The sequence below is a fragment of the Paenibacillus sp. IHBB 3054 genome (assembly GCF_051594305.1).
In the GTDB taxonomy this organism is placed as follows: domain Bacteria; phylum Bacillota; class Bacilli; order Paenibacillales; family Paenibacillaceae; genus Paenibacillus_AQ.
The window spans coordinates 101,120-126,942 of the sequence record NZ_JBOFBG010000008.1 but is presented as its reverse complement, the minus strand read 5'-3'; the positions used below and the strand labels follow the sequence as shown (position 1 = coordinate 126,942).

At 49.9% G+C, this 25,823-nt stretch carries 25 protein-coding genes and 2 pseudogenes; 20 read left to right on the top strand and 7 right to left on the bottom strand.

The window, feature by feature from the left end:
* The first annotated feature begins 28 nt into the window (after positions 1-28).
* The gene (locus ACQ76X_RS12125; protein ID WP_438494067.1) at positions 29-1,309 is read left to right on the top strand and encodes an MFS transporter; all 1,281 of its coding nucleotides are present in this window, start codon (positions 29-31) and stop codon (positions 1,307-1,309) included.
* A gap of 37 nt (positions 1,310-1,346) precedes the next feature.
* Here ACQ76X_RS12125 and ACQ76X_RS12120 read toward each other — a convergent pair whose 3' ends face one another.
* The 3 genes from ACQ76X_RS12120 to fsa form a co-directional block, all read right to left on the bottom strand.
* Entirely contained in the window at positions 1,347-2,549 is a 1,203-nt protein-coding gene (locus ACQ76X_RS12120; protein ID WP_438494065.1) for an MFS transporter, read from the bottom strand.
* A gap of 5 nt (positions 2,550-2,554) precedes the next feature.
* Positions 2,555-2,998: a MarR family winged helix-turn-helix transcriptional regulator gene (locus ACQ76X_RS12115; protein ID WP_438494063.1), complete on the bottom strand. Its 444-nt coding sequence runs from the start codon at positions 2,996-2,998 to the stop codon at positions 2,555-2,557.
* 158 nt (positions 2,999-3,156) lie between these two features.
* The gene (gene fsa, locus ACQ76X_RS12110; protein WP_038590710.1) at positions 3,157-3,804 is read right to left on the bottom strand and encodes a fructose-6-phosphate aldolase; all 648 of its coding nucleotides are present in this window, start codon (positions 3,802-3,804) and stop codon (positions 3,157-3,159) included.
* A gap of 273 nt (positions 3,805-4,077) precedes the next feature.
* On the opposite strand from fsa, the gene ACQ76X_RS12105 reads away from it, so the two are divergent.
* From ACQ76X_RS12105 to ACQ76X_RS12095, 3 genes and pseudogenes are all read left to right on the top strand, one after another.
* Positions 4,078-4,545, top strand: a complete 468-nt coding sequence (locus ACQ76X_RS12105) for a hypothetical protein (RefSeq protein ID WP_438494061.1) — start codon at positions 4,078-4,080, stop codon at positions 4,543-4,545.
* Between the two features lie 4 nt (positions 4,546-4,549).
* A pseudogene (locus ACQ76X_RS12100) lies at positions 4,550-5,034 on the top strand (macro domain-containing protein).
* Positions 5,035-5,121: 87 nt separating this feature from the next.
* Entirely contained in the window at positions 5,122-5,598 is a 477-nt protein-coding gene (locus ACQ76X_RS12095; protein WP_438494059.1) for a GNAT family N-acetyltransferase, read from the top strand.
* A gap of 8 nt (positions 5,599-5,606) precedes the next feature.
* Here ACQ76X_RS12095 and ACQ76X_RS12090 read toward each other — a convergent pair whose 3' ends face one another.
* Positions 5,607-5,804 carry a hypothetical protein gene (locus ACQ76X_RS12090; protein ID WP_438494057.1) on the bottom strand — a complete coding sequence of 66 codons (198 nt, stop codon included), beginning with the start codon at positions 5,802-5,804 and terminating at the stop codon, positions 5,607-5,609.
* Between the two features lie 84 nt (positions 5,805-5,888).
* On the opposite strand from ACQ76X_RS12090, the gene rpiA reads away from it, so the two are divergent.
* From rpiA to ACQ76X_RS12055, 7 genes are all read left to right on the top strand, one after another.
* Positions 5,889-6,569, top strand: a complete 681-nt coding sequence (gene rpiA / locus ACQ76X_RS12085) for a ribose-5-phosphate isomerase RpiA (RefSeq protein ID WP_438494180.1) — start codon at positions 5,889-5,891, stop codon at positions 6,567-6,569.
* A gap of 79 nt (positions 6,570-6,648) precedes the next feature.
* Positions 6,649-7,056 carry a VanZ family protein gene (locus ACQ76X_RS12080; protein WP_076111346.1) on the top strand — a complete coding sequence of 136 codons (408 nt, stop codon included), beginning with the start codon at positions 6,649-6,651 and terminating at the stop codon, positions 7,054-7,056.
* A gap of 94 nt (positions 7,057-7,150) precedes the next feature.
* Positions 7,151-7,591, top strand: a complete 441-nt coding sequence (locus ACQ76X_RS12075) for a GNAT family N-acetyltransferase (RefSeq protein ID WP_038590727.1) — start codon at positions 7,151-7,153, stop codon at positions 7,589-7,591.
* A gap of 223 nt (positions 7,592-7,814) precedes the next feature.
* Positions 7,815-8,267 (top strand): MarR family winged helix-turn-helix transcriptional regulator, encoded by a 453-nt coding sequence (locus tag ACQ76X_RS12070; RefSeq protein WP_438494055.1) that lies wholly within the window; start codon positions 7,815-7,817, stop codon positions 8,265-8,267.
* A complete protein-coding gene (locus tag ACQ76X_RS12065) occupies positions 8,264-11,422 on the top strand; it encodes an MMPL family transporter (protein WP_438494053.1) in 3,159 nt (1,052 codons plus the stop codon). The genes ACQ76X_RS12070 and ACQ76X_RS12065 overlap by 4 nt, the downstream gene beginning before the upstream one ends.
* A gap of 196 nt (positions 11,423-11,618) precedes the next feature.
* Positions 11,619-12,152 (top strand): sigma-70 family RNA polymerase sigma factor, encoded by a 534-nt coding sequence (locus ACQ76X_RS12060; RefSeq protein WP_438494051.1) that lies wholly within the window; start codon positions 11,619-11,621, stop codon positions 12,150-12,152.
* Positions 12,149-13,294: a DUF4179 domain-containing protein gene (locus ACQ76X_RS12055; RefSeq protein WP_438494049.1), complete on the top strand. Its 1,146-nt coding sequence runs from the start codon at positions 12,149-12,151 to the stop codon at positions 13,292-13,294. The genes ACQ76X_RS12060 and ACQ76X_RS12055 overlap by 4 nt, the downstream gene beginning before the upstream one ends.
* Before the next feature lie 124 nt (positions 13,295-13,418).
* Here ACQ76X_RS12055 and ACQ76X_RS12050 read toward each other — a convergent pair whose 3' ends face one another.
* Entirely contained in the window at positions 13,419-14,090 is a 672-nt protein-coding gene (locus tag ACQ76X_RS12050) for a tetratricopeptide repeat protein (RefSeq protein WP_438494048.1), read from the bottom strand.
* A gap of 176 nt (positions 14,091-14,266) precedes the next feature.
* On the opposite strand from ACQ76X_RS12050, the gene ACQ76X_RS12045 reads away from it, so the two are divergent.
* The gene (locus tag ACQ76X_RS12045; RefSeq protein ID WP_438494046.1) at positions 14,267-15,262 is read left to right on the top strand and encodes an aldo/keto reductase; all 996 of its coding nucleotides are present in this window, start codon (positions 14,267-14,269) and stop codon (positions 15,260-15,262) included.
* Between the two features lie 176 nt (positions 15,263-15,438).
* Positions 15,439-15,600 carry a hypothetical protein gene (locus ACQ76X_RS12040; RefSeq protein WP_179091770.1) on the top strand — a complete coding sequence of 54 codons (162 nt, stop codon included), beginning with the start codon at positions 15,439-15,441 and terminating at the stop codon, positions 15,598-15,600.
* Positions 15,601-15,685: 85 nt separating this feature from the next.
* Here ACQ76X_RS12040 and ACQ76X_RS12035 read toward each other — a convergent pair.
* Both ACQ76X_RS12035 and ACQ76X_RS12030 read right to left on the bottom strand, forming a co-directional pair.
* Positions 15,686-16,436, bottom strand: a pseudogene (locus ACQ76X_RS12035) (manganese catalase family protein).
* 182 nt (positions 16,437-16,618) lie between these two features.
* Complete coding sequence (locus ACQ76X_RS12030; RefSeq protein ID WP_076111351.1) at positions 16,619-16,831, bottom strand: hypothetical protein; 213 nt, start codon at positions 16,829-16,831, stop codon at positions 16,619-16,621.
* A gap of 169 nt (positions 16,832-17,000) precedes the next feature.
* On the opposite strand from ACQ76X_RS12030, the gene psiE reads away from it, so the two are divergent.
* The 7 genes from psiE to ACQ76X_RS11995 all read left to right on the top strand — a co-directional run bounded on the left by psiE (position 17,001) and on the right by ACQ76X_RS11995 (position 25,722).
* Positions 17,001-17,399 carry a phosphate-starvation-inducible protein PsiE gene (gene psiE, locus ACQ76X_RS12025; RefSeq protein WP_438494179.1) on the top strand — a complete coding sequence of 133 codons (399 nt, stop codon included), beginning with the start codon at positions 17,001-17,003 and terminating at the stop codon, positions 17,397-17,399.
* 194 nt (positions 17,400-17,593) lie between these two features.
* The gene (locus ACQ76X_RS12020) at positions 17,594-18,955 is read left to right on the top strand and encodes an ABC transporter substrate-binding protein (RefSeq protein ID WP_438494043.1); all 1,362 of its coding nucleotides are present in this window, start codon (positions 17,594-17,596) and stop codon (positions 18,953-18,955) included.
* A gap of 145 nt (positions 18,956-19,100) precedes the next feature.
* Positions 19,101-20,054, top strand: coding sequence for a carbohydrate ABC transporter permease (locus ACQ76X_RS12015; protein ID WP_438494041.1), 954 nt, complete (start codon positions 19,101-19,103; stop codon positions 20,052-20,054).
* Positions 20,051-20,914 carry a carbohydrate ABC transporter permease gene (locus ACQ76X_RS12010; RefSeq protein ID WP_438494039.1) on the top strand — a complete coding sequence of 288 codons (864 nt, stop codon included), beginning with the start codon at positions 20,051-20,053 and terminating at the stop codon, positions 20,912-20,914. The genes ACQ76X_RS12015 and ACQ76X_RS12010 overlap by 4 nt, the downstream gene beginning before the upstream one ends.
* Before the next feature lie 85 nt (positions 20,915-20,999).
* Positions 21,000-22,724, top strand: coding sequence for a cache domain-containing sensor histidine kinase (locus ACQ76X_RS12005; protein WP_438494038.1), 1,725 nt, complete (start codon positions 21,000-21,002; stop codon positions 22,722-22,724).
* Between the two features lie 38 nt (positions 22,725-22,762).
* Positions 22,763-24,109 carry an ABC transporter substrate-binding protein gene (locus ACQ76X_RS12000; protein WP_438494036.1) on the top strand — a complete coding sequence of 449 codons (1,347 nt, stop codon included), beginning with the start codon at positions 22,763-22,765 and terminating at the stop codon, positions 24,107-24,109.
* 17 nt (positions 24,110-24,126) lie between these two features.
* A complete protein-coding gene (locus tag ACQ76X_RS11995) occupies positions 24,127-25,722 on the top strand; it encodes a response regulator (protein WP_438494034.1) in 1,596 nt (531 codons plus the stop codon).
* The last annotated feature ends 101 nt before the right edge of the window (positions 25,723-25,823 follow it).

Here is a 25,823-nt window from a genome sequence, read left to right as displayed (position 1 = left end):
TTGTAACGATAACAAAGGTGGTCAATCCATGAAGGACAGAAAATGGGATCTGGCAGCTCTGGCTTCCATTCCGCTTATTATGACGCTAGGCAACTCCATGCTGCTGCCGATTCTGCCGCAAATCTCCCGGGAGCTGAAGATCAGCTCATTTCAGGTTAGTATGCTGATCACACTATACGGACTGATGGCCATTCTGATGATTCCGGTGGCGGGTTATCTGTCTGATCGTTATGGGCGGAAAAAGGTTATTCTACCGAGTCTGCTCATTGCTGCGGCCGGAGGAGCGGTTTGTGTTGCTGCTGCCTGGTTCACAGAGGGGCTGACCGCTTACTGGATCATTCTTGGCGGGCGTGTGCTGCAGGGTATTGGCGCAGCCGGAGCTTTTCCGATTGTGCTTCCCTTTGTTGGCGATTTGTTCAAGGATGAAAAGGTGGTCAGTAAAAGTCTGGGACTTATCGAGACCTCAAATACTTTCGGCAAGGTGCTTAGCCCGATTCTCGGTGCTTATTTAGGGTTGCTGCTCTGGTATGCACCTTTTATTGCCATTCCGGTACTATGTGTGATCTCGTTTCTGCTTGTCTTATTTCTGGTCCGCAAGCCAGAAGAGCAGGAAGAGGCCGAGAAGACATCCGTCCGGCAGTTTTTATCGGGCATTGCGGATAGTTTACGCCAGCACGGGCGCTGGCTGTATGCCATCTTTGCTATCGGCGGCATTTGCATGTTCGTAACCTTTGGTGTTCTCTTTTATTTATCGGAGACACTTGAGGCGAAATACAACCTTCATGGTGCCATGAAAGGTTTTGTATTGGCTATTCCGCTGGCGCTGCTGTGTCTATCCTCCTTTGGCGGCGGCAAGATCATCGGGCGGAACAAGTCAATGATGAAATGGCTGGGCTTCAGCGGGATGGTTTTGTTGACAGCGGCGATGGTTATTGCCGGATTCAGTAAAAGTATTTATATGATCATTGGGTTCCTTAGTCTGGGCGGGATTGGAATTGGCGCAGCGTTGCCATGTCTCGATGCGCTGATTACTGAAGGGATTAAGCAGGAAAAGCGGGGCACTATCACCTCCCTTTACAGCAGTATGCGATTCATCGGCGTGTCGCTGGGACCGCCGGTGGTATCGCTGCTGATGACACGGGGGCACTGGGTGCTGTTTGGTACGATGGCCGGAGTGGGGGCAATCGGCGGACTGTTGACATTGTTCGCCGTGACGCCCAGCAAAGGAGAAAAAGGGGAAAAGGGCGAATCGGGTACAAAAAGATTGTCCGAACGGATACCACAGATCTGGCCGCAGCGCGCCCGGTAGTTGTACTTCTCTTATTTCGCTGACGGCCGACTAGAAATTAAGCAGAGGCAACGGTGGTCCGGTTGCTTCTCCGTCTGATGGCGAGATAAGCAATATAGACCAGAAGCAAAAGTGCGGGAGCCATTGCAGAATAGCGGTACATGACCGCATACGTGTTATACAACGCAACAGATCCGAGGAGCATCGTGCCTATTGCTACACCAAGATCCAGTGAGTTGAAGAACATGCCGTTGGCCATTCCCCGCTGGCGTGTGTCAACGGACTGAATCATCCAGGTTTGCAGGGCAGGCTGCATGGATCCGAACCCGATCCCATAGCATAAAGCAGCGGGGAACAGGGCGGCTGTCGACGAGGCGAAGGAGAGCAGCAGCAATCCGCCGATGATGAACAGGCTGCCGGGAATTAGCAGGGCAGCTGGGCCGAAACGGTCATAAATCTTGCCTGACAATGGACGAATGATAACAATGGCAACAGCATTAAACAGAAAGAAATAGGCGATATGTTCCAAATGGGCTTCTTTGCCGTAAAGAGCGAGAAAGCCCAGCAGTCCGCCGTATGACACGGACAGCAGTAAGTTCAGCAGGCATGGGATAAACAGCCTGCGAAATGCCCCGCCTTTGAAATCCGCTGCCGGAACCGCAGCGGGTTCCTTGTGCTGACCCGGAAGCACTGCTGTCAGGCGGTAGCCGAGCGGAAAGATTAGCGCCAGTGCGGCCGCGGTAACGAGCAGCAAGGAGCCGAAACCGGGACCCTGCAGCAGGCTTAGACCGATCAATGGACCGGCAGACATCGCCAGGCTTGTCGACAAGCCGAAATAGCCCATGCCTTCACCCATCCGGCGAATCGGGATCACGTCCGAAGCCATTGTCGGAAAGGCGGTACTGGCCATCCCGAAGCCGATCCCGAAGAGCATGCGCATAAGCAGCAGTACGGTTATGCTTCCGGCCCAGTAATAACCGGTGACGGCTACAAGGGATACGGCCAGCCCGAGGAAGATCAGCAGGTTGCGGCCGCCTTTCTCCATGGCCTTGGCCGAGAACAGCCGTGAAGCGATGGCGCTAAGCGCAAATAAGCTGGTGACCAGGCTAACCTGCACGGAAGAGGCGTTCAAGGATTCTTCGGCATAGGCCGGGAGAGTGGAAAGTGTCATTTGCAGTCCTGTAAACAGCAGCAGGTTGCAAATTGTCAGCAGAATAAACGATTTTGTCCAGAGACGATCAGATGTTGTGTTCAATACCATTGCTCCTATTCTTGGTGTGAATTTCCAGTGTTGTGATAGATCTGCTCCAGCATAACGCGAAGCTCTTCAATCTTTTCCGGCGAAAGTCCGGCAACCGCTGCTTGGATCGTCTGCTGCTCCAGAGCGATTGTGCTTTCGATCAGCGTCTGCCCCTCAAGGGTGGGATACAGCAGAAAGGCCCGCCGGTCGCTGGGACTTGTTGATTTTGTAATAAAACCTTTCTTCTGAAGCAGCTCCACGATCCGCGCAGTTGTGGGTTGATCTTTGGCTGCCGCAGCGGCAACTTCCTTCTGGTTAATGCCTTCACGGTCAACAATCATTAACAGGACAGACCATTGTTCGGGGGTAATATCGTAAGGCTTCAAGACCCGGGCAAATGCATTGGATATCCTCCGGTGGGTGGACCCGAGCAAGAATCCGAGGAATTGCTGCGGAGAGGAATTAGACAAAAGAATCAACCTTTCTAAAAATACTTGTTATAACAACTATAATCAAGACAAGTAAATTAGTCAACCCGACGCAAAAAACACCCCATAGAAATGTATCGGACCCATTATGATCCAATAAGATTTCCACGAGGTGCTTTATGTTAACAGCAGCAGTTGTATTATACTTGCGGAACTTTCTCCCAATCTTTCAGGAAGCGTTCGATACCGTTATCTGTAAGCGGGTGTTTCCAAAGGGAAGGCAGCAAGGAGCCCGGGATGGTTGCAATGTGCGCGCCGGCGATTGCCGCTTGCTCCACATGTGCGATGTTGCGGATACTGGCTGCGATAATTTCCGAAGTCAGGCCGTAGTTGGTCAGGATGGTCTTCAGATCCTTGATCAATTTCATGCCGTCTACGCCGATATCGTCCAGACGTCCGACAAACGGGCTGATATAGGTAGCGCCGGCTTTGGCAGCCATGAGGCCTTGAGCCGCGGAGAATACTAGGGTAACGTTAGTCTTGATGCCCTTTTTGGTCAATTCGTAGCAGGCTTCCAGACCATCTTCGGTCATAGGCAGCTTGATTACGACATTGGGTGCCCACTCAGCAATTTCATAGGCTTCCTTAAGCATTTCTTCTGCTGTAAGGCCAATGACTTCCGCGCTGACAGGACCAGGCACAATAGCAACGATTTCTTTGATTACATCTTTGAACAATCTGCCTTCTTTGGCGATCAGTGACGGATTCGTCGTCACGCCATCCACTAAACCGAGGCGGGTAATACGTTTAATTTCTTCAATATTTCCGGTATCCAAGAAAAACTTCATTGTAAATTTCCTCCCTTGATTTCTTATGGATTGACAAACAGTATGCACAACTTCATTATGGATCATGCCACAGAAAGTTTCAACTGTTAATATGAATATTTCAAAATAACTTTATAGAATATACACCGCTTTCAGTTAGGAGCGGCGTTTTAATCATGAAGATTTCTTGTGAAAAAAGAAACTCAGCCCATTTTGACCATTCCCGGGCATGTTCTCTCCGTGATAATATAGAAACGGTATTGTTGATTTTCATCAGAATGGCGGGTGACAGAAATGATTACTGTAGTTGGGGGCGTCGTGTTGTTTCTGTTGTTTGCTGCAGGACTGCTTGCCTACCAGAGCAGCCGGATGATCTCCGACCGGGAGGCGAGTGAATCTGCCGCTCCTACCGGTTCACTGATGTACTCCGTAGTTAATCAAGCGTTCGCAGAACATGAAGAACGGCCGGAGGCGGTTCCGTTATTTCAGTTCACCGTGCTTTCTGGACCGGGAGAACAACTCGCTAAGGGAGAAAAGGGTACGACTTCCGCTTTATGCCGTGTACCGGCCGGCACGGGAGAGATGGTTCTGACCGACGCGGAGAATTGGATGAGAAGCAACATCCGCAAAGCTTCCATTGAAGGAGCAAGGGTCGTGTTTGCTTCCTTTCCGGAGAAGGCGGACCGCAGGGGAGAGAAAGAGCTGATTCGAAACTTGGAGGTTACGGCGAGAGAGGAGGCCGAACATGCAAATCATCATTAATGATGTGGCGATATCTGTCCGCGAAGGTGACATTACGTCCTGGCAGGGCGATATGATTGTGAATTCATCCAATTCCGGCCTTTATGGAGGCGGTGGTGTTGATGGAGCGATCCACCGGGCTGCCGGACACGAATAGCTGAGGAATGTGCGGTAATCCGCCAGAAGCAGGGAGGCTGTCTGCCTGGTGAGGCGGCATTAACGAGTGCAGGCAGGCTGCCTTTGCTGGGCATTATACATACAGTAGGGCCGATTTGGAAAGGCGGGGGCGCCGGGGAAGCCGATACTTTGGCCAAATGTTATGCCAGCAGCCTGGACTTGGCGTGCTCAAAGGGTGCGCGGAGCATAGCGTTTCCGAACATCAGCACCGGGGTTTATAATTTTCCTAAAGTGTTGGCCTGTGAAATTGCGCTTCATTCGGTCATTGAGTATGTGGTGGCCCAGGATTCCCGGTTGCTGCCGCTGAAAGAGATCTCATTTATTTGCTTTTAGAAGGGTAACGCTGAATTATATGAGGAAACGCTTAAAAATTATATATAGCTGGACTTGCGCTATGGTTGAAGTGGAGGAGAGACGGTAATGACGTCTATAACTGATGTTAATTTTGTTGTAGTTGATCCCGGGAACGCGGATTTGCGTTCGTTAATTGACCGTCTGGATGAGGATCTGAAATCCCGCTATCCGCATGAGACCATTTACGTTGTGGATTTCACCGATCCGAAGGTAAAAGAGATGACTTTCGTGGTAGCTTATCAAGGAGAGAAGCCGGTCGGCTGCGGAGCGCTGCGCCCGCTTGACCCGGACAGTGCGGTGATGGAGCTCAAGCGTTTCTATGTGGACCCGGGCAGCCGCAAGCAAGGAATAGCCAACAAGATGCTGCTGGATCTTGAGGCAAAGGCCATTAGTGCCGGCTGCCGGGAAATCCGGCTGGAGACGGGCATCAAACAGCCGGAAGCCATTGCACTCTACGTGAAGCATGGCTATCGGCCGATTGATTTGTTCGGACCTTATATTGGCGATCCGGATAGTTTATGTTACGGTAAGGAACTCTTCTAATCTGATGTTCAAGCGTGGTATTTGCCTGCAGGGGCATTCAGCACCCATTCCAGCATCAGCATCATATCCTCCAGCCGGGTAAGCTGGGCGTTTAGAGCTTCGCGTTGCGGGCTGTCTTCGGCCAGTGGTGTCAAACGTGACTCCAGAGACCTGCGTTGGAGTGTTAATTCATTGATTTTGGACTGAATCTGATTTTCGGTTCTCATCCGGAATCCTCCTGGTGATGATAATTTTATATTGTAAATCTATTTCATTATTATAACGGATATTATGGAGGTATTAAAATGAGTATCAATGTAAAGCAGCTGGCTGCGGAAAAAGCCGTGGAGTATGTGGAAGATGGAATGAAGGTTGGCCTCGGCACAGGTTCCACCGCATATTGGGCCATCCGCAAGCTGGGGGAACGAGTGCAGCAAGGACTTAAGATAACCGCAGTAGCTACCTCACGTGCTTCGGAGGAGCAGGCCCGCGAGCTGGGCATTCCTCTGGTTGCATTTGGTGATGTTGACCACCTGGATTTGACGATTGACGGAGCGGATGAACTCGATGGCCGGCTTCAACTGATCAAAGGCGGCGGCGGTGCATTGCTACGCGAAAAGATCGTGGCCATGGGCAGCACACGCATGATTGTGGTGGCGGATGAGAGCAAAGCAGTAGAAACGCTGGGCAAGTTTCCGTTGCCTGTTGAGATTGTTCCCTTCGCCTGGGAATGGACAGTCGCTGAACTAGCCAGGCTGGGCTGCAAGCCGGAGCTGCGGCGGAGCGGCGATGAATTGTACAAGACAGACAACGGCAATTACATTGCGGACTGCCGGTTTGAAGCGATTGCTTCTGCTCCTGAACTTGCGATGTCTCTGCAGGGCATTCCGGGCGTTGTTGAACACGGCTTGTTCATTGGAATTGCCGCTCTGGCCATTATCGGCAAGAACGACGGCAGCATCGAAATAGTGGAAGGTGAAAGCAATCTCTAGTCCACGTAAGACGCAGAAACCCGTAAACCGTTCCGCCCGGGGAAAACTTCAGCCGAAGCCGCGCCGGATATGGGCTTGGATGCTGCTAATTCTGTATAGTGCAGCCGTTGTGTACTGGATGTTTATCGGTTTTGGCCGTGTTGTTCATCCGGACGGACCGCTGCAATATAATCTGGAGCCGCTGCGGACCATAAAACTCTATTTTGATTTGGACAATGGGGTGCCCTTCTCCGGCCGGCTGGTGAATCTGCTGGGAAACGTCGCCGTGTTCATTCCCTTTGGCCTCCTGCTGCCGCTGCTGAAGAAGCGGCTTAATTCCATGTTTGGGCTAACCTTACATATGGCTTTATGGATATTGCTGCTTGAATCCATGCAAATGCTGCTGCGTGTCGGCAGCTTTGATATTGACGATCTGCTGCTTAACTTGCTGGGTGTGTGGATAGGCTATATTTTTCTTCATTTGGCATGGGGTAAATCCTTAAACTAAAGTTTCACAAAACTTAAGTGTATGCTTTCGAAGTGAGTTTTGTACGAAGTTTTATCAGGAAGCTATGCTCACAAAACTTTTAGGAGGTTTAAAAATGCTGATAGATCTGAAGCATCTCGTGGGTTCTCCCGAGGTGAACGAGCTGCTGGCTTATGCTGTTATTGATGAACCGGATGCACTGCAGCGCACTTCAGCCGAATATAGCGCACAGGCTGCACTGCAGCTGTGCGGCTGGGAAGAGGAAGGCCTGCTGCTGGGGCTGGTAGGCTTTGAAGAAACGGAAGACGGCTCACTGGACATCCGCCATATCGCCGTACTGCCAGAGAACAGGGGCAAAGGGTATGCGCGCGGAATGATTCTTGAGCTGCTAACTGCGCGTCAGCCCCGTTACCTGCTGGCAGAAACTGAGGACGAAATTGCTGCTGACTTCTACCGCAGCCTTGGGTTCATGGTGTACAGCCTGGGTGAAAATGCCGCAGGAATCGAAATGTTCCGCTGTGTATATGAGGTCGAGGAGTCTGAAGACGAAGAATAACGAGAATAAGCTAAGGGGAAAATAGAGAATTCTCACCTCCTTCCGGCAAACAGCCATTTACGCATGTCACCGTGCGGAATGGCTGTTTTTGTTATGCAAAATGCAAATTAGCCGCTGCTGGAATACGGAAAGGAACATATTGACTTTTTGGGCGGCAGACCATATAGTTTTACTGTGAAATAGTTTCATACGTGAACTATTAATAGTGTGGGAGGTTTGAATCTTGAAAGAAGAGGCGGAACACTGGATCAACCGCTATTTGGATGCATACATGGTGGTGACTAGGCAAATTAGCGCCCGTGTCAAGGAGCGGATTCCGGAAGGACTGACCAATGACCAATTTATTATTCTCCGGCTGATAAACAGTCAGGAGCTTTGTACTTCCACATTTCTGGCCGAGGCGGTTGCGGTAGGCAAGAGTTCGATAACGGCAATTATTAACCGGCTGGACGAAGCTGGACTGATTCAGCGGACCCGTGACGAGAATGACCGCCGCCAGGTATATCTGACACTCACGGAGCATGGGAAGAGTGTGCATCAGACCGCCGAGAAGCAGTTTCAGGAAGTGATCTCTCCCTATCTGTTTGATTTTGAGGAAAAGGACATTGAGAAATTTATTACCATGTTTGAGAAGCTTGCTTTTTTAATGCATGAAACAGGAGGGAGAAACAATTGAAGACTATACTGAAAGCTAGATGGGCTGTAATTACAGTCTGGCTGGCTGTGGCGGTCGTGTTATTTTTGACGGCGCCGGCGATGTCGGATCTGGTGCGCGAGAAGGGGCAGATTGCTGTTCCGGATGGCTACACCTCTTCGAGAGCGGCTGAGATTATGAGAGAGGTGGCCGACGCCAAGGGTGGTGAGACGCTGCACCAGGTTGCCCTTGTTTTTAATAAGCCGGGTGGACTGAGCGCAGAAGATACGGAAAGCATTAAGCAGGGCGTTGAGCAGCTTACGGCGAGCAAGGAATCGCTGAAGCTGGATTCCATTACCGACCCCTTTTCTCAAACCGAATTAAAGGATACGCTGATTGCGAAGGACGGGAAGACCATTATGGTCGCACTGTCGGTAAAAGGCGGAGAAGAAGTGGTCAAGGAGCTCCCCGCTAAAGTAGCAGCCCTGTTAAGTGATGTAACAGCCGATCATTATCTGACCAGCGAAGGACTGATCACGGAGGATACCATTGTCAGCTCAGAGGCAGGGCTTAAGAAATCGGAGTATATTACCGTTGTATTTATTCTCTTGATTCTGTTCGTTGTATTCCGTTCGTTCGTTGCGCCGTTTGTGCCGCTGCTTACGGTCGGACTGAGCTATATTGTATCGCAATCGGTTGTAGCTTTTCTGGTGGACCGGTTTGATTTTCCGTTATCCACATTTACGCAGATCTTTATGGTGGCCGTACTGTTCGGGATCGGGACGGATTACTGCATCCTGCTGATCAGCCGGTTTAAGGAAGAGCTGGCGACCTCCGAGGACACGAAAAGCGCGATTATCACCACCTACCGCAAAGCGGGGGGAACGGTATTCTATTCCGGTCTTGCGGTATTTGTAGGGTTCCTGGCCATTGGGTTGTCCAAATTCATGCTGTACCGTTCTGCGGTTGCAGTGGCCGTTGGGATTGCCGTGATGATGCTGGCGCTCGTGACTGTCGTTCCATTTTTTATGGCGGTATTGGGCAAAAAGATGTTCTGGCCATCCCGCGGAAAGCTGGAGCACAGCGAAAGCCGCATCTGGGGGGCCGCTGGTTCCTTCTCCTTAAAAAGACCGTGGGCTGCTCTGCTGATTGTAGCTGCGGTAGTGGTGCCGTTCCTGGTCACTTATGGCGGCAAGCTGTCCTTTAACAGCATGGACGAAATCGGCTCCAACTACGCATCGGTTAAAGGCTTCAATATTATCTCTGAGAGCTTTGGGCCGGGAGAATCGATGCCCGGCAAAATTATCATCAAAAATGATGACCGTATGGATACTGCTGAATATATGGGTCTGGCTGAAAAAATCAGCCGTGAGCTGGAAAAGGTCGACGGGGTCAAAGCTGTTCGCAGTATGTCGCGTCCTACGGGGGAACAGATCAATGACTTCCTGATCCCGACTCAAGTGGCTACACTGTCAGAGGGTCTGGACCAGAGCAATGAAGGGCTCACGAAGATTCAAACGGGGCTTGCGGAAGCAAGCAAGCAGTTAAGTGATAACGAGCCGAAGTTGAACGAGGCCGTATCGGGCAGCGCGAAGCTGACGGAGGGCACAGCTGAGCTGAAACAAGGTATCGCCGCGCTGGGCGAAGGACTATCACGTATAGAGAGCGGCATTAAAAGCGGCTCAGCGGGAGCCGGTGAGATCAAAGCCGGTTTGGCGCAGGCAGCGGCCAGCGCAGAGCAGCTTGCGGACGCCAATGCTGCATTACTGGCAGGCTACAAGCAAATCGGCACGGGGCTGACCGCATTGGACGGAGGAGTTGTAGGGCTGCAAACCCAGCTCCAGGGTGTGGCTGCTGCACTTACCGGGCTGGATGCTTCCTTCACGGGCCTGGAAGCCAGCCATCCTGATCTTTTGCAGGATGTCGATTACCAGACGATTAAAGGAACGGTAACGCAAACCGGCACGGGTACAGCCCAGCTTGCCGCAGGACTTGGACAGATTTCAGGGCAGCTAAAAGCTGCAGCTGCCGGTCTGAACAAGGCCAACACCGGATATGCCAAAGCCGTTGCCGGTCAAACGGCGCTGGCACAAGGTCTGGGCAAGCTTGTCGCCGGAATCGGCCAGTTGCAGACGGGCCTGAATCAAGCGGCGGCGGGGCAAGGCCAAATTGTCGATCGAATTCCTTCGATCACAAACGGGCTCGACCAGCTGCAAGGCGGACAGCAGCAGCTTGCTGACGGGTTCGGACAGCTTACCGGACAAATCGGCCAGCTTACGGACGGTTTGAACGATAGTGCGGATGGCCTGAAGCAAATCACTGGCGGGCTGAATTCCGCTCAAGCGTACCTGGGGCAAATTCAGGAGGCCAAGGATGATGAGCTGAGCGGATTCTTCGTACCGTCTGAGGCGCTGGAAGCCGAGGGCATCCAGCAGATTTTTGATACGTACCTGGCAGGTGACGGCAAGGTTATGACTCTGGATGTTGTTTTCGCCGAGAATCCATATAGTTCCGAAGCGATTGACAGCATTGGAGACATTCAGGCTGCCGTGGACCGGGCTGTGATGGGCACGAAGCTGGAGAATGCGGAGATTGCGATCAGCGGAGTGACCAGCACCTATAGCGATCTGCAGAAGATTTCCAATGAGGATTACTCGCGAACCGTTATCCTGATGTTGGGCGGTATTTTCATCATTCTGGTATTGCTGCTTCGATCGATTATCATGCCGATTTATCTGATTGTTTCACTCGTTATCACTTACTTTACGGCGCTGGGAATTACGGAAGCCATCTTTGTGAATCTGCTGAATTATTCCGGAATTACCTGGACTACTCCATTCTTCAGCTTCGTTATGCTGATTGCGCTTGGGGTGGATTACAGCATCTTCCTGATGGCCCGCTTTAATGAGAACAAGACCTGGGATGTGCGTGAAGCGATCCTGCATGCCATGCGCAATATGGGGACAGTCATTCTGTCGGCTGTAGTGATCCTGGGCGGAACCTTTGCCTCGATGTATCCTTCCGGCGTATTGTCCATGATGCAGATTGCTACTGTAGTTCTGGCCGGTCTTGCTCTTTATGCACTGGTCTTCCTGCCATTTTTCGTTCCTGTTATGGTACGGATGTTTGGCCGGGCGAACTGGTGGCCGTTTTCTTCGGCATCAGCGGAGGATCAGCCGAAAACATTAGATTTATAAGATTCGGCATGACTTGAATAACAGCAAAGGAGCAGGCTTCCGGGACAGTGGAGCTTGCTCTTTGCTGTTTATGAAGAACCAGGGCAAAAAAATATTTCATACATAGAGGTAACCTTTCAGCCCTATGCTCCATCTAATCAGCTGTATGGAAGCAACAAGCAGAGTTTCAGCTTTCTGAACGAAAGGAGGGGATCGATTGAATAACGGACAAGAGGATCAGATTAGACGTGCGCAAGCAGGGGACAGTGAAGCTTTTATTCAACTGGTTAAGGGGCTGGAACGGCAAATGTACAGTATGGCCAAATCCATTGTAAGGAATGACGAAGACAGTGCGGATGTTATGCAGGAGACGGTCATGAAAGCATACAAAGCATTATCAGGGTTGAAAGAGCCTGCTTTCTTCAACACTTGGCTATTTCGTATTCTGATTAATGAATGCAATATGATTCTGCGCAGACGGGATCGGGTAGTCGTCATGTCCGAACCTCCAGAGCACCTGCTGGTATCGTCTTCGTTTGGGGAGGATATGGATCTCCGTAATGCCGTCAGCAGTCTTGAGGAGATTTCACGGACCATTGTCATTCTTCATTATTATCAGGGGGTGACGCTGCAGGAAATCGCCGGGCTGCTGGAGCTGTCGGAGAGTGCGGTTAAAACCAGATTGCACAGGGCCAGGAAAACCTTATATGAATCTCTGGCGGAGCCCGCGGAAAGGAAGATGAACGGATGAATCAGCAGCAATTTGAGAGCAGGCTGGCAGGATTGAGGGAAGAGCCTCTTCCAGAGCTGCCGGAGCTCGTACAAGCCCGTATGAACGATACCTACCGGGTAATCGGTGAAATGGAAGAAACAGATCCCAAGGTTCCAGAAACAGCGAAGACCTCAAGGATCCGGAGAAAACGCACTTGGCTTACCCGGGTTATGATCAGTGCTGCCTCTGTGGCTGCAGGGATGGTGTTGATTATCAGCCTGGGGTTCGTGTCACCGGCAATGGCTGAGACCTTGAAGCAACTGCCGTTCCTGGAAAGTGTGTTCAAACTGGCAGGCGACGCCGGGCTTAAGAAAGCAAATGAGACTGGTGTAACGGGGGACATTCAGCAGAGCGTTACGCACGGCGGCTTGACATTCAGCGTGTCGGAACAGATGTATGATGGAAGCCGGTTGTCCCTGGTGCTTACCAGAAAGCAAGCGGGTAAGGTTGGAGAGGAAGGTCCCTTGTCTGATTTGTGGACTGTTCCCGATCCTGAGACCGGCATGTTGAATAGGATCGATTCTTATGTCAATGGAGCTGAGGTCATCACCGGAGGGGGGATCGCTCCAGGAGGGCCGGATGCGCCTGACTCCGTTATCGTTACAGCCTTTAATAATACAGAGAATCAGCGGCTACCGGATGAGTTTGATTTCAAAATGTCATTTACCGTTCCGGGAATCGGGCAGCCTTTCGAGTTTGAATTTCCGGTCAGCAAGAATACAGTGGGAGGCTACATTCTGACTCCTGAGGAAACAAAAATCCATGATCATATTCATTTGCGGTTCAAGCGGCTGGAAGTTAGCGAAACCACGACCCTGCTGCTGGCAGAGTTTAAGGGAGAACCGGGAGAGGATGTAAGGGCCTTTCAAGAAGCGATACCGGAAAAATATAAGAATCATGGGGTGTTGTCAATCTTCTTTGATTTACTGGATGAACAAGGACGGGAGGTTGCGATGCTAAGTGTCAGCGGTGGCTCCGGTGAAGATGATACTTTATTTTCCAGCAATGTGTATGAGCCGTTTGCAACCATCCCGGAGAGTACTGTAATCAAGTCCTACGTCTGGAAGGATGGACAGAAGTTTTACATTCCTGAGCTTGAAATGACCGTTCCTGTAAAATAGCATAAAAAAACCTCCTGCATGCACAGGGAGTGCAGAAGCCGGAGGTTTTTGCGTTTTGCGTTAATGATTGCAGGAAGGAATAGGCGTATAATGGAGCCATCCCGGTTATTTATGTACCGCTGAGTCAGCGCAGCTTTGCGAAATAACTGCGCAGCGCCCAGCCGCGTTCCTGCCGCTTCTTGTACTTTGGCAGTGAGCGGTAAATGGCCGTAGATTCGGCAAAAGCGCGTTTGGCGTCTTCATTTCTGCCCAGCGCCTTGTACATAGAGCCGGCCAAATAGTAGGCTTCACTGGAAGAGGACTGAATTTCCTGAAATTGTCCTACATAATAAAGAGCTTTGTCATGGTCGATATTGCGGAAAGTCTCGGCGAGACGGAGATAAGGCTGGCCATATTGCGCTCTGCGGTTGATTTCCAGTCCTTGAAGCATCTGCGCTTCCCCTTCAGGAAGCTGTCCCAGCTTGAGATTCACATAACCAAGCTCCACCCAATATTCGGCGGATTGCTCGTACCGGTCAGCGATCTGCACAAGCAGCTCTTTGGATTCGCTGAAACGCTTGCGTTCGGTCAGCAGCCGGGCCAGTTCGAACTTGGCGGAGACATCATTGGGATTCAGCGAGATGGTTGTACGCAGCTTGGAAATTTGCCGGCTCCGGCGGAACGGCTTCGTGATGCTTGGAAAGATGCCGACATATCGGCGGTCGAGGAAATACAGAATGACCAGCAGGATGATTAGGGCAAGAAAAGGATTGCCGACTAGATTTAGCAGCATGAAAAAACCGAAGATTTTTAACATGAATTCCCTCCATTAATGATTGTGTTTCCATTCTGCAACACGGTTTGTTTGTAGTATGGCGTTGCAGAGCAGGGTAATTATACCATATTTGCTGGTGGATCTGAGCTCTATTTTGGAGTAGTTTTGATTCTGGAAAGATTTTTATTATCTTGGTTCTGAAAGAAGGATGAAACTTGGTGACAGAGACAACAGCAGTAACTTTACGCCCCTTAGGCCAATCATCGTTATCCGTTTCACCGCTCGGGCTGGGCTGCTGGCAGTTCAGCCGGGGAAGCGGAATCGTAGGAAGGTACTGGAGTAATCTTAAGGATGCAGATATCCTGGATATCGTGCGTGTTAGTCTGGAAGGCGGCATGAACTGGGTCGATACCGCAGAGATCTACGGCGGCGGCAAATCAGAAGAGGCGCTTGCCCATGCGCTGGATCAATTACAGCAGGACGGCAGTCTCCATGCCAAGCCGCTGATCGCCACCAAATGGTGGCCGATGCTCCGCACAGCGAAATCTATTTCATCAACAATTGATGAACGGCTCACCTGTCTGGGCGGGCGAAGCATCGATCTGTACCAGATTCACCAGCCGTTTTCCCTGTCCTCAATTGCCAGTGAAATGAAAGCGATGGCCGGTCTGGTCAAGGATGGCAAAATCCGTTATGCAGGGGTCAGCAACTATTCGGCCCAACAGATGGTGGAGGCGCACAGGATATTGCAGCAGTATGGTCTGACTCTGGTCTCGAACCAGGTGAAATATAATTTGCTGCACCGGAAGATTGACGAGAATGGAACAATGGAAGCGGCGAAGGAGCTGGGCATCTCCATCATTGCATACTCTCCGCTGCAGCAAGGGATTCTGACCGGACGTTTCCATAAGGATCCTTCACAGATCCGTGCAGTTTCGAGGATGCGGCGGATGCAATCCGGACTGGATGAGAAAAGCCTGGCCCGCAGCAAGCCGCTGATTGATCTATTATCTGTTTTGGCCGAGAAATACGGAGTGACACCGGGCCAGATTGCCCTGAACTGGCTTATACATGTTCACGGGGATACAGTGGTAGCCATTCCGGGCGCTTCCAAGGTCCGGCATGCAGAAGAGAACATCGGGGCCATGAGTTTCCAGCTTGTTAGAGATGAGCTGGAGCAGCTGAATGAAGCTTCATGGGCAGCCTTGAAATAAACATTCGATACGAAAAAGATTATAGCCTCCGGCCGGATTATCGGCGCGGAGGTTATTTTTTTCCTGAAAGTGCAAAAAAAAATGTTTAGGGATGGAAATGATGGGTTAAATAAGAGATAAGAAAATGCGCAACCACGCAAATTTAGGTGCAGATTACGGAAGGAGGTTGAACATTAATGAATATGACAGTACATAATCTTATGGCTTTCAATCATCAGTATTTTAGACCTCAACCCGTGGTCGAAGCCAAATCTTCCAACTCCGATGACAAGACTCGCAGCTTTCAGGATATTCTGAACGAGAAGCTGAAGACATCAACGAATGAGATGAAGAGATAATTAGGAAGTTTAAGACACAGTGATGACAATGAGAGAAGCCGGACAAAGATCCCCCTGCGGGGGTCTTTGTCCGGCTTCTTTGAATTTAGCGGATATTGGCCGCCTGCTGCAGGCGTGCTGCAATGGCGAGGAAATCCTCCTCTGAAAAGCCCGGAGCGAATTCTTCCGGCACTTCCGGAGCTTCGGCAATCGGAAATCCTTTAGGGGAGCCTTCAATGACCTCTAAGGGTTGGCCGTCTTCAGGGTGCGGCCCCTTCCAGATTTGTTTGATCTCTGCGAAATCTCCCTCGCTGTTCGTGTACAGCTTCGTATGAATCCCTTTGGACTCATATTTACGCGTTTCATTAAATGCTTTATTGCTGAGGGAAGGGATTGGAATGAGCTTGCTGACATCTACACCTGTAGTCATTTCCAGCGCTTTGGCGTAAGCCACCACATGCACTCCGCCGCGTACCAGCAAATACCCGACCACCTCACGGGCAGCCGGATGGTCTGTCATTTCATAAACCTTCATCTTATGGGTACGGGCGCCGCATTCCAGAAAGAAGTTATGCAGCAAGTCTAGAATCAGATTACCGCTGTTAAAGACATATTCTCCGCTCCATGGGCGTCCCATGGAATGGCCCAGCTCTTCTGCGGTGATGCTCATGAGCAGATCATAGAACGGCTTGAGCTTTTTTTGCTGCGGAAATTGAAAGACTGGAACAGTAATTGTTCAGTGTGGACATCTCCCCGTATTTCCCGCCAAGCAGTTCCTGAACAGCAGCAGCAGCATTGGGGTCGGGGCGTTCAACCTCGGGAATCTCAATAGCAATCTCGTCAAATCTTTTGAACATGGGGGCACCTCACTATGGATTGTTGTTGGCTGACAGCCATTCCTCGCTCTATAGTGTCTCCCTGCCTGTCAATCTATACTCAATACTATTGTTAATTTCCGTCGTAATGTTGGTTGCCCCAAAGCTGTCGCCTGATGTGTCTCTACGAGATACAGTTCCTCTCCATTCTCAAAATATTTGAGCTAGGGTCTGACCTCAAAAAATTGGCAGCTCCGCCGGGAATAGTAGGTTAAATCGCTGACCCGCGACTGGATGACAACATCCGAATCTGTAAAGCGGACAACCGTCGCTCCGGAATTCACCAGATGATCGTCTTGAAAGACGCGCACAGGCAGCTTGCGGTCAACGGCTTCCTGTAAATCACTATCTGTCAGTAAAGGGCGGTTGATGGGCATGAAAGGTACTCTCCTTTGATGGGTGAATAATTGCTTGAAATAAAACCAGTATACCTGTGCAGAGGATAGAAATCCAATGGTTCCAATCGGAAGAGAATGCCGCTTGCAGTGAAAACGCAGTCACACCTATACTGTGGAAAACCAAGAGGACGGAGTGGATTCCAACAAAATGAACAATAAGTTCAGTTATGCAGCTGTGATTCTGCAATGGGTACTAAATCTGTCCTTGATTGTGCTGGCCCTGATTCTAGTCATATTTCTCGGCAAGGAAACGATCTACATTTTCAGCTTTATTAATGATGGAGGGGAATTGTCAAAGCTGGAGCTGCTGGAGGGAATCCTCGTGTACTTCTTATATTTTGAGTTTATTGCGCTGATTATCAAGTATTTCGAAGCCAATTATCATTTTCCGCTTCGCTATTTCATCTATATTGGCATAACGGCAATTATCCGGCTGATTATTATCGATCATGAGAGCCCGGCGGATACCTTAATCTATTCCGGTGCCATACTTGTGCTCGTTATCACTTTGTACATTGCCAACACCAAGCAACTGAAAAGAGAATGAGCCGGATCTCTGTAGCCGAGTACCTTCGTGCTTGAAAACCACGGAGGCGGCTGTGGAAATGGGTGTATTAGAACCGGAATTTACCATATCGTAAATATTTCCACCTCAAATCGGAAGTTTGCCTCCTCAAAAAAAGATTTCTCCTACTGTACACTAAGACTTGTAAGAGAAACCTTTGAGAGGGGTACAGAGGAATGAAAAAAGCAAAGAATCTGGCGTTAACGCTTGCTTCAATCATGCTCGTTGGTTCACTGGCAGCATGCGGAGGTAACAACAACGCTGAAAACAACACTGCGAAAAATAATGCAGGTAACAACGTTAAAAGTACAAATGCGCCGGCAACTGAAGGAGATAAAACGGAACCGGCTGAGAAGGTTGAGCTGTCATTCTGGACACTTGGCAGTGTTAACTATGAAGAGCTGGCGAAAGAATACACCAAGGAACATCCGAACGTTACAATCAAAATTCAGAACACCGGTGACCAGACTGCCCATCACAACAATCTGACAACTGCGTTGTCGGCGAATTCGGGAGCCCCTGATATTTTCCAACTTGAAATCGGTTTCATGGAACGTTTCCTGGGTGCTCAGGATAAATTCTACAACCTGAATGATCTGGGAGCAAAAGATATTCAAGCCAATTATCTCGACTGGAAATGGAAGCAAGCCTCCTCTGTTGACGGCAGCTTCCAGCTCGGACTTCCAACGGATATCGGTCCTACAGTTGTCTACTACCGCACGGATTTGGCTGAAGCAGCGGGATTGCCAAGCGATCCGGAAGGTTTCGGTGCTGCTATTGACTCATGGGATAAGCTCGCTACTGTGGCGAAAACCTTCAAGGACAAAACCGGTAAATACTTCTCTGACTTAACAGATCTGACGTATAACGCACTCCGCGACCAATCTCCTGATGAAATCTACTTCAGCAAAGCTGACGGCAAATTCATCGGAGATACCAATCCGCAAGTGAAAAAAGCTTACGATTTCACCGTTAAAGGCATTCAGGAAGGCTGGGTCAGCAATATGCTGCTGTGGTCTCCTGAGTGGGGCCAAGGCATGACCGACGGATCGTTCGCCGTAGTTATGGGTCCTGCATGGATGGCCGGCTATATTAAGACCAACGCTCCTGATTCTGCCGGTAAATGGAAAATTGCTCAGCTGCCCGAAGGTGCCGGAAACTGGGGCGGTTCGTTCATCACCCTTCCTAAGGAAGGCAAGCATCCGAAGGAAGCTTATGATTTCATTCAATGGCTCGTCAACAAGGATAATCAGCTCGAATCGTTCAAAGCTAAGGGCCTGATGCCTTCCATTCCTGCACTGTATGAAGATCCGGCATTCGTAGATTTCAAAGATGACTTCTTCGGCGGCCAACAAATCGCAGTTGAATTTGGTAAGGCGGCTAACCGTGTTAAACCGGTATACTACGGACCGCTGCATGACCAAACCGATACCTTCTTCAAGAACGCGCTGAAGAACGTAATTGAGAAAAAAGCCGACCCTGCCAAAGAGTGGGATGAAGCAGTTAAACAAGCGAAAACCCTGGAGGAACGCAGTTAAGCATTTCAATAAGGAAATGATGCCTGTAATGCCGGATTCATGGAGAGCCGCACTCTCTGTGAGTCCGGTTTTAGTGAAATAGGAAGACTTAATCATCGATCAAGACTCCTATCGGAGTTTTTGCTATATTCCCTGGAGGTGTGACATGGCTGAACCCGTAATTGCGAGTCCACATGCCGAGAGCAAACGCCCTTTTTTAACTGAACAAAGACGGAGCCGCATCACTGCTTATACATTTATTTCTCCGTTCTTTATTCTGTTCTCGATATTTGGACTGTACCCGATCTTCTTTACGTTTTATTTATCTTTCTTTAAGTGGGATGCGCTCAATCCGATGAAATTCGTCGGGATGAAGAACTACGATCTGGTCACAAGTGACCCGACCTTTTGGATTTCCTTCACCAATACGCTGATTATGGGCCTGATGGGCACGCTGCCGCAGGTGTTTCTAGCGCTGCTGCTCGCAGTGCTGCTGCATTCAGGAATGACGCGGTTTAAGAAAACCTTCCGTATTCTGTATTTCATGCCCAATATTACGTCGATTGTGGCTGTTACGCTTGTATTCAGCACCTTGTTCGGCAACAACGGGATGATCAACTGGATGCTGAACGGGCTTGGACTGGACAGCATGGCATTCAACTCCGGCTGGTGGGGCGTAAAGATTGCCATCTCCACCATGGTTATGTGGCGCTGGACGGGCTATAACGCGATCATCTTCCTGTCTGGCCTGCAGAGCATACCGATGGATCTGTACGAGTCCGCGCGGATTGACGGTGCGAACAGAAGACAGCAGCTATTTTCCATCACGCTGCCGCTCCTCAAGCCGTTTATTATTTTCGTATCCCTTCAATCCACGATTGGTGCACTGCAGCTCTTCACAGAGCCATATGTATTCTTGGGCCAATCCGGTACCGGATCAACCCGCCAGGAAGGGATTACAATGGTTACTTATTTATACAGCGAAGCATTCCGCAACGGATTCTTCGGTACGGCGGCGGCTACGGCGGTTATGCTGTTCCTCGTCACAATTCTATTCTCCATCCTTAATATGCTGATTTCCAGAGGCACAGGCGGAGAGTCTAGGAGGAGAAAAGCGTGAGCACATTGCGAATTTTCAGAAAAAAACCGGATGACCTCGGTTTCTTCGGCAAGTTGGGGTTTTATTTCCTGCTCATTCTCGGAGCATTAATCTCTGTCTTTCCGTTCTATTGGATGTTTGTTGTAGGAACCAATGACAAGGGTGCCGTGTTCCATAAGCCACCTTTGTTAACCATTGGTGACCAGTTCTTCGACAACTTCAGCAGAGTGCTGGAACGGTCGGATATCTTCCTGGCACTCGGGAACTCGCTGTTCGTCTCGTCCATGGTCACGATTTCGGTTGTGTTCTTCTGTACCCTGGCCGGCTATGCATTTGCCAAATATGAGTTTCCGCTCAAGAACATGCTGTTTGTGTTCGTCATCGCCACGCTGATTGTTCCACAGCAGCTGGGTGTGATTCCGACTTATGTTATTATGGCCAAACTGCACTGGATCGACAGCTTTAAGGCGCTTATTGTGCCTGCGATGGTCAATGCCTTCGGGATCTTCTGGATGCGCCAGTATATCTCCTCGGCGGTGCCTACCGAACTGATCGAAGCGGGACGGATTGACGGAGGCGGACATTTCCGGATCTTCTGGAAGATTGCTATTCCCGTCATTACTCCGGCAATGGCTACACTTGGCATACTTAACTTTATGACGGTATGGAACGACTTCTTCTGGCCGCTCGTCGTCCTGAAGAATAAAGAGCATTTTACCATTCAGATCGCGCTGCAGCAGTTGTTCAGTGCACGTGATGGTCTTGACTATGGGATGATTATGTCAGCCACCTTTACGGCCACGCTTCCGCTGCTCGTAGTCTTCCTGTTCTTCAGCCGTTGGGTAATTGCCGGTCTGACCTCAGGCGCAATCAAAAGCTAAACTGGTTTTTAATGTTAAACAAGGAAATAGGGAGTACCGTGAAGAATAATAATGGGCAGAGACAGCAGGAGGAAGGGAAAGGCATATGAAGCTCCGCCGCAAAATCTTGTTCGCTATTATTCTTCTCGTGTTCATTCCCGTGATCGTGATGGGGATTGTTACGTATGCGAATTTTTCCAGTGCCATGGAGAAGAAATCAAGCAATTTTTACTGGATCTCACTTCTGGAGACAGACCGCAAGCTTAAGTTTGCACTCAGTGAAATCTCATACATTACAAATTCGGCTATTATTTCGCCAAAAATTCAGGAAACGCTCAAACAGCCGAATTTTGTACTGACCTACGACATTAAGCAGGACATTAACAACCTGCTGATCAATCATCCGATGATCACTTCTTTCAGTCTTTACGGCAAGGATCGCCTGATCTATCAGTACAACGCCCCGATGTCCTTCAATGAGATGCGCCATCAGAACTGGTACCGCGCGATGGAGGAAGCGGAGGGCCGACCGGTATGGTCGGGACCCGGAGAGAATGGTTCGGAAGCTACCGGCAATCCGGTACTGGTGCAGTCCAGAATTATCAAGGATTCTTATTCTCTGGAGGATATCGGTTATCTGGTCGTTTACGTTAAGCCGGATTTGCTTGACCAAATTTTCTGGGAAGCTGCAACACTGAAGAAAGGGGATATTCTGCTGGTCAACAAGCAGGGGAATATCGTCTTTAACAAATCCGGTGAGCATATCGGGCAACAAACCCATTTTCCTTTTCTGCAGGAAGGTTACGCCCAGGCTCAGGATTATTACATTGACAATTATCAAGGAGAGAAATCACTGATTACTTTCCTTCCTTCTCATAATTTGGACTGGAATTTGGTGGCCATCACTCCCATGAATCTGATATCCTCGGAATCGGACTCTATTCGCAATCTTGCCATCATTCTATCCACAGTATCGCTGCTGTCCGCCTTTTTGTTTGACCGCTATTTCATCCGAAGGCTTGTGCGCAGCATTAACAGCGCGGTCAACGGTATGAAGCGGGTCAAGCAAGGAATCTTTACTCCGATTACGACACCTTTGCGCTCAGATGATGAAAGCGATCTCTTGATTGACGGCTTTAACCGGATGAGCTCGCAGATCAGCGAACTCATTGAGCAGGTGCAAACCGAGCAGGGCCGCAAAAAGGAAGCGGAAATGCAGGCATTGATGGCGCAGATTAACCCGCATTTTATTTATAATTCACTGGAATCCATCAACTCTATGGCGGTGCTGGCGGGGAACAGGGATATCAGCAAAATGGTCATCTCTCTCGGCAGGCTGCTGCGGATCAGCATCAGCCAGAATCAGGAGCTGATTCCGCTGCAAATGGAGTTTGAGCATGTCCGCCACTATCTGGATATTCAGAAATTCCGTTTTGAAGACAAATTCTCTTACGCCATTGACTTGCCCGATACCCTCAGAAATGTGATGACCCAGAAGCTGATTGTTCAGCCGATAGTGGAAAACGCGCTATATCATGCCATTGAGCAGATGGAAGAGCATGGGGTGATCACCATCGGTGCACAAGAGACAGGTAAAGATATTATTATCATCGTCAAGGATAATGGTCCGGGCTTCGATCTGGCCACACTGATGAGCCTATGGAATACAGAACACAGCAATCCGAAGAAGTACAGCGACAGCGGCGTAGGCCTGAAGAATGTGCATGAGCGCCTGAACATCCGTTTCGGCAATCCTTATGGTATCCTCGTTTGTTCGTCCCCTGGATTCGGTTCGACAATCTGTATCCGTATTCCCAAAATCCAGCCATGAAAATAAGCGAAAACGGGATGAAAGAGGGGCGAGGAGCTGTGAGATGGGTGATGAAATGGGGCTGGATACTGCTCTATATCCTGCTTATGGCCGGAGCGGTATTATTTATAAATTTTGGCAACAGGGAGCCGATTGAAGATAACTCTCCAGAGAAGATTACGCTGACCTTCCGCCATTTCTGGATAAAGGAGCATGACAAGCCGTTGCTCGCGATATATGAAGAGGTTGTTCAGGAATATCAGAAGGAACATCCCAACGTCAAAGTGAATTTCGAGGGACTCGACCAGACGATTCACCGTGAGCAAAAGCTGAAAAACGAGATGGTCACGGGTACACCGCCGGATATGTTCGTGCTGTTCGGCGGTGCGGAGATTGAGCCGTATGTCCGCTCCAACCGGTTGATGGATCTGACTGATTTTGTGCAGGAGAACGGGCTGAAGGACCAATTCAGTGATCTGCATCTATGGACCTTCAACCAGCATATCTACGGATTGCCGATTGAGGGAAATGCCGAGCCGCTTTATTTCAACAAAACGCTGTTCAGCAAGCTGGGCATCAAAATTCCCGGGACGGTTGCTGAACTGGATGTTGCGATTAAGACGCTGAAGAAAGCAGGGTACATCCCGTTTGCCCTCGGCAATGAAGACCGCTGGCCTGCCGGGATATTCGCCCATTATTTAATGGAACGGTATGCCGGACCGGAGCTGATTCAGAAGCTGGTTATCGGGGAGGACGGGAGTACCTTTCAGAATAATTCGTATTCCCAGGCTTTTCAGCATCTGGAGCAGTGGATTGAGGAGGAGGCATTCAGCGCCAAATCCAATGATTTATCCACGGAGAATGCGGTTCGTTTATTTACAAGCGGCAAGGCAGCGATGTATTTGAACGGTAACTGGGATATTAATCTCTTCTCGGGAGACACGGCTCCGGCAGATTTTCAGAATCAGGTAGGAGTGATTCCTTTTCCCGCTCTGAACCAAGGGACAGAACCGTCCATCGCGGGAGGTTATACGATAGGAATTGGTCTCTCCTCCAGCCTGAGCGGAAGTAAGCGGGAAGCAGCGCTGGAGCTGATGAAAGCATTCTATACAAAAGAGATTCAGACACAGATTGTGTATGAGGGATTAAGAATACCTTCGATGCGGATCACCATTGATCCGGATAAGACAGGACCGGTATTCGCTCAGGTAATGGCTATGATGGAGGATAATCACCAGAGCTTTGTTCCGTACGACAACCTGCTGTCTCCTGAAGTGAAGAAGACCTTCCTCAGTGTCATCGAGGAGATGATCGGCGGAGGAATGCAGGCAGACGAGGCGCTCGCGCAGCTGCAATCCGCTTCGGAACAATACTGGAATCTGATACAAAGTTCTACAGTTCAATAAACCTGGGGGTGCCGGTAATGACTGCACGGCAAGAGAAATACAAAGTGCTGCTAGTGGATGATGAGCCGATTATTCTGCGAAGCTTGAAGGTGGCGATTCCCTGGGATGAGCTGGGACTTGAGATTGCGGGAGAGGCCAGGAATGGTGAAGTGGCACTGCGGCTGATTGAAGAGAAAGCGCCGCAGATCATCATCAGTGATATACGCATGCCTGTCATCGATGGTATTGCCCTGATGAAAGAGGTGCTGCCCCGCAGCTCCAAGCTGATCTTTATTTTTATCAGCGGCTATGGGGAGTTCGAATATGCGCGTGATGCGCTGCGGCTCGGGGCATTTGATTATTTGCTGAAGCCGATTGACCATGACGAATTGACGGAGATGCTGACCCGGGCGAAGGTGAAACTGGATAAGCAGAAGGAAAACGAGCAGTTGATGCTCTCTGTACAAATGCTGTCGACGCTCGCAAGGGAGCGGATGTTTGCGGAGTTCACACTCGGCAATCCGCGGCCTTTGCAGCATTTAAAATGGCTGGAGAACAGCGAGTTGGAGGGCGAGTATTTCATGGCTGTCGTCAGGCTTGACGACTATGCGGCCCTTGCTGCAAGATGGAGCGCGGAGGAGAAGCATCTCTGGCTGTTCGCAATCCGCAATATCCTTGAAGAGTGGTCAATGGACAATGGCGCGCTTTCTGTGTTCCCGTTCTACAATGGAGAATGGGTGCTGCTCTTTCCGGGAAGGCTCGGGGAAGGCAAAAGAGAGCTTGGCGAGAAGTTGGTTGCTGATATTAAAAGGTACTCTAAGCTGGCCTGCTCGGTAGGGATTAGCCGCAGCACGCAGGGGATTGATCAATTGAGCACTGTGTATCCGCTTGCGGCCAAAGCGCTGTTCCAGCGCTTCTATTCCGGCCAGGCAGGCGTGTTTATTGAAGAGGAGACACCGGACACAAGCGGCAGGGATGTGAAATATCCGAAGGAGCTTGAGGTTTCACTGATCGAAAGCATCCGTACGCTGAACATGGAGCGGATGCTGGTGCTGTTCGATGAAATGGCCATCTTTATTGAAGCCCAAGCGCTGTCCAAGGAGCTGGCCGAACGGATCATCATCGAGATGGTTGTTGTGCTGTACAGGCAATTTGAGAACCTGAACATGCAGCCGGACTGGTCGCTGGAGGGGTTGCTTGGCAAGCTGCACGGCCTGGGTACCCTGACGGCAATGATTAACGTGCTGAAGCAGGAATTCCGTGAGTGGATGCTGGAGAGCAACAAAGTGATGGCCCGTGAAGATGGACGCAGCGTTGTTGAGAAAGCCAAACGTTATATTGAAGACAATTATCATAAAGATCTCAGTATTGAAGAGCTGTCGGAGGTAGCCGGTTTGAGCATTAGCCATTTCTGCACGTTATTTAAGCAAATATCCGGTTACACCTTTCTTGAATTCGTTACCAACTGCCGGATGGAAAAGGCCAAATATATTTTGCAGAACAGCAATGTGAAGGTCTACCAGGTAGCTCCGCTCGTCGGTTATCAGGACCCCCGTTATTTTACGCAGGTGTTCAAGAAAGCGACCGGCAAGACGCCGACAGAGTACCGCGAGGAATATACGAAGCAGGCATAGTAGCTTGGGGTCAATTTCCGGAACACTTGGTAAAGCGCAGCAACGATTTGAATTCTATTTGATGAAGTGCACAGATCTCTCTGTGCGCTTTTTTTTTGCGC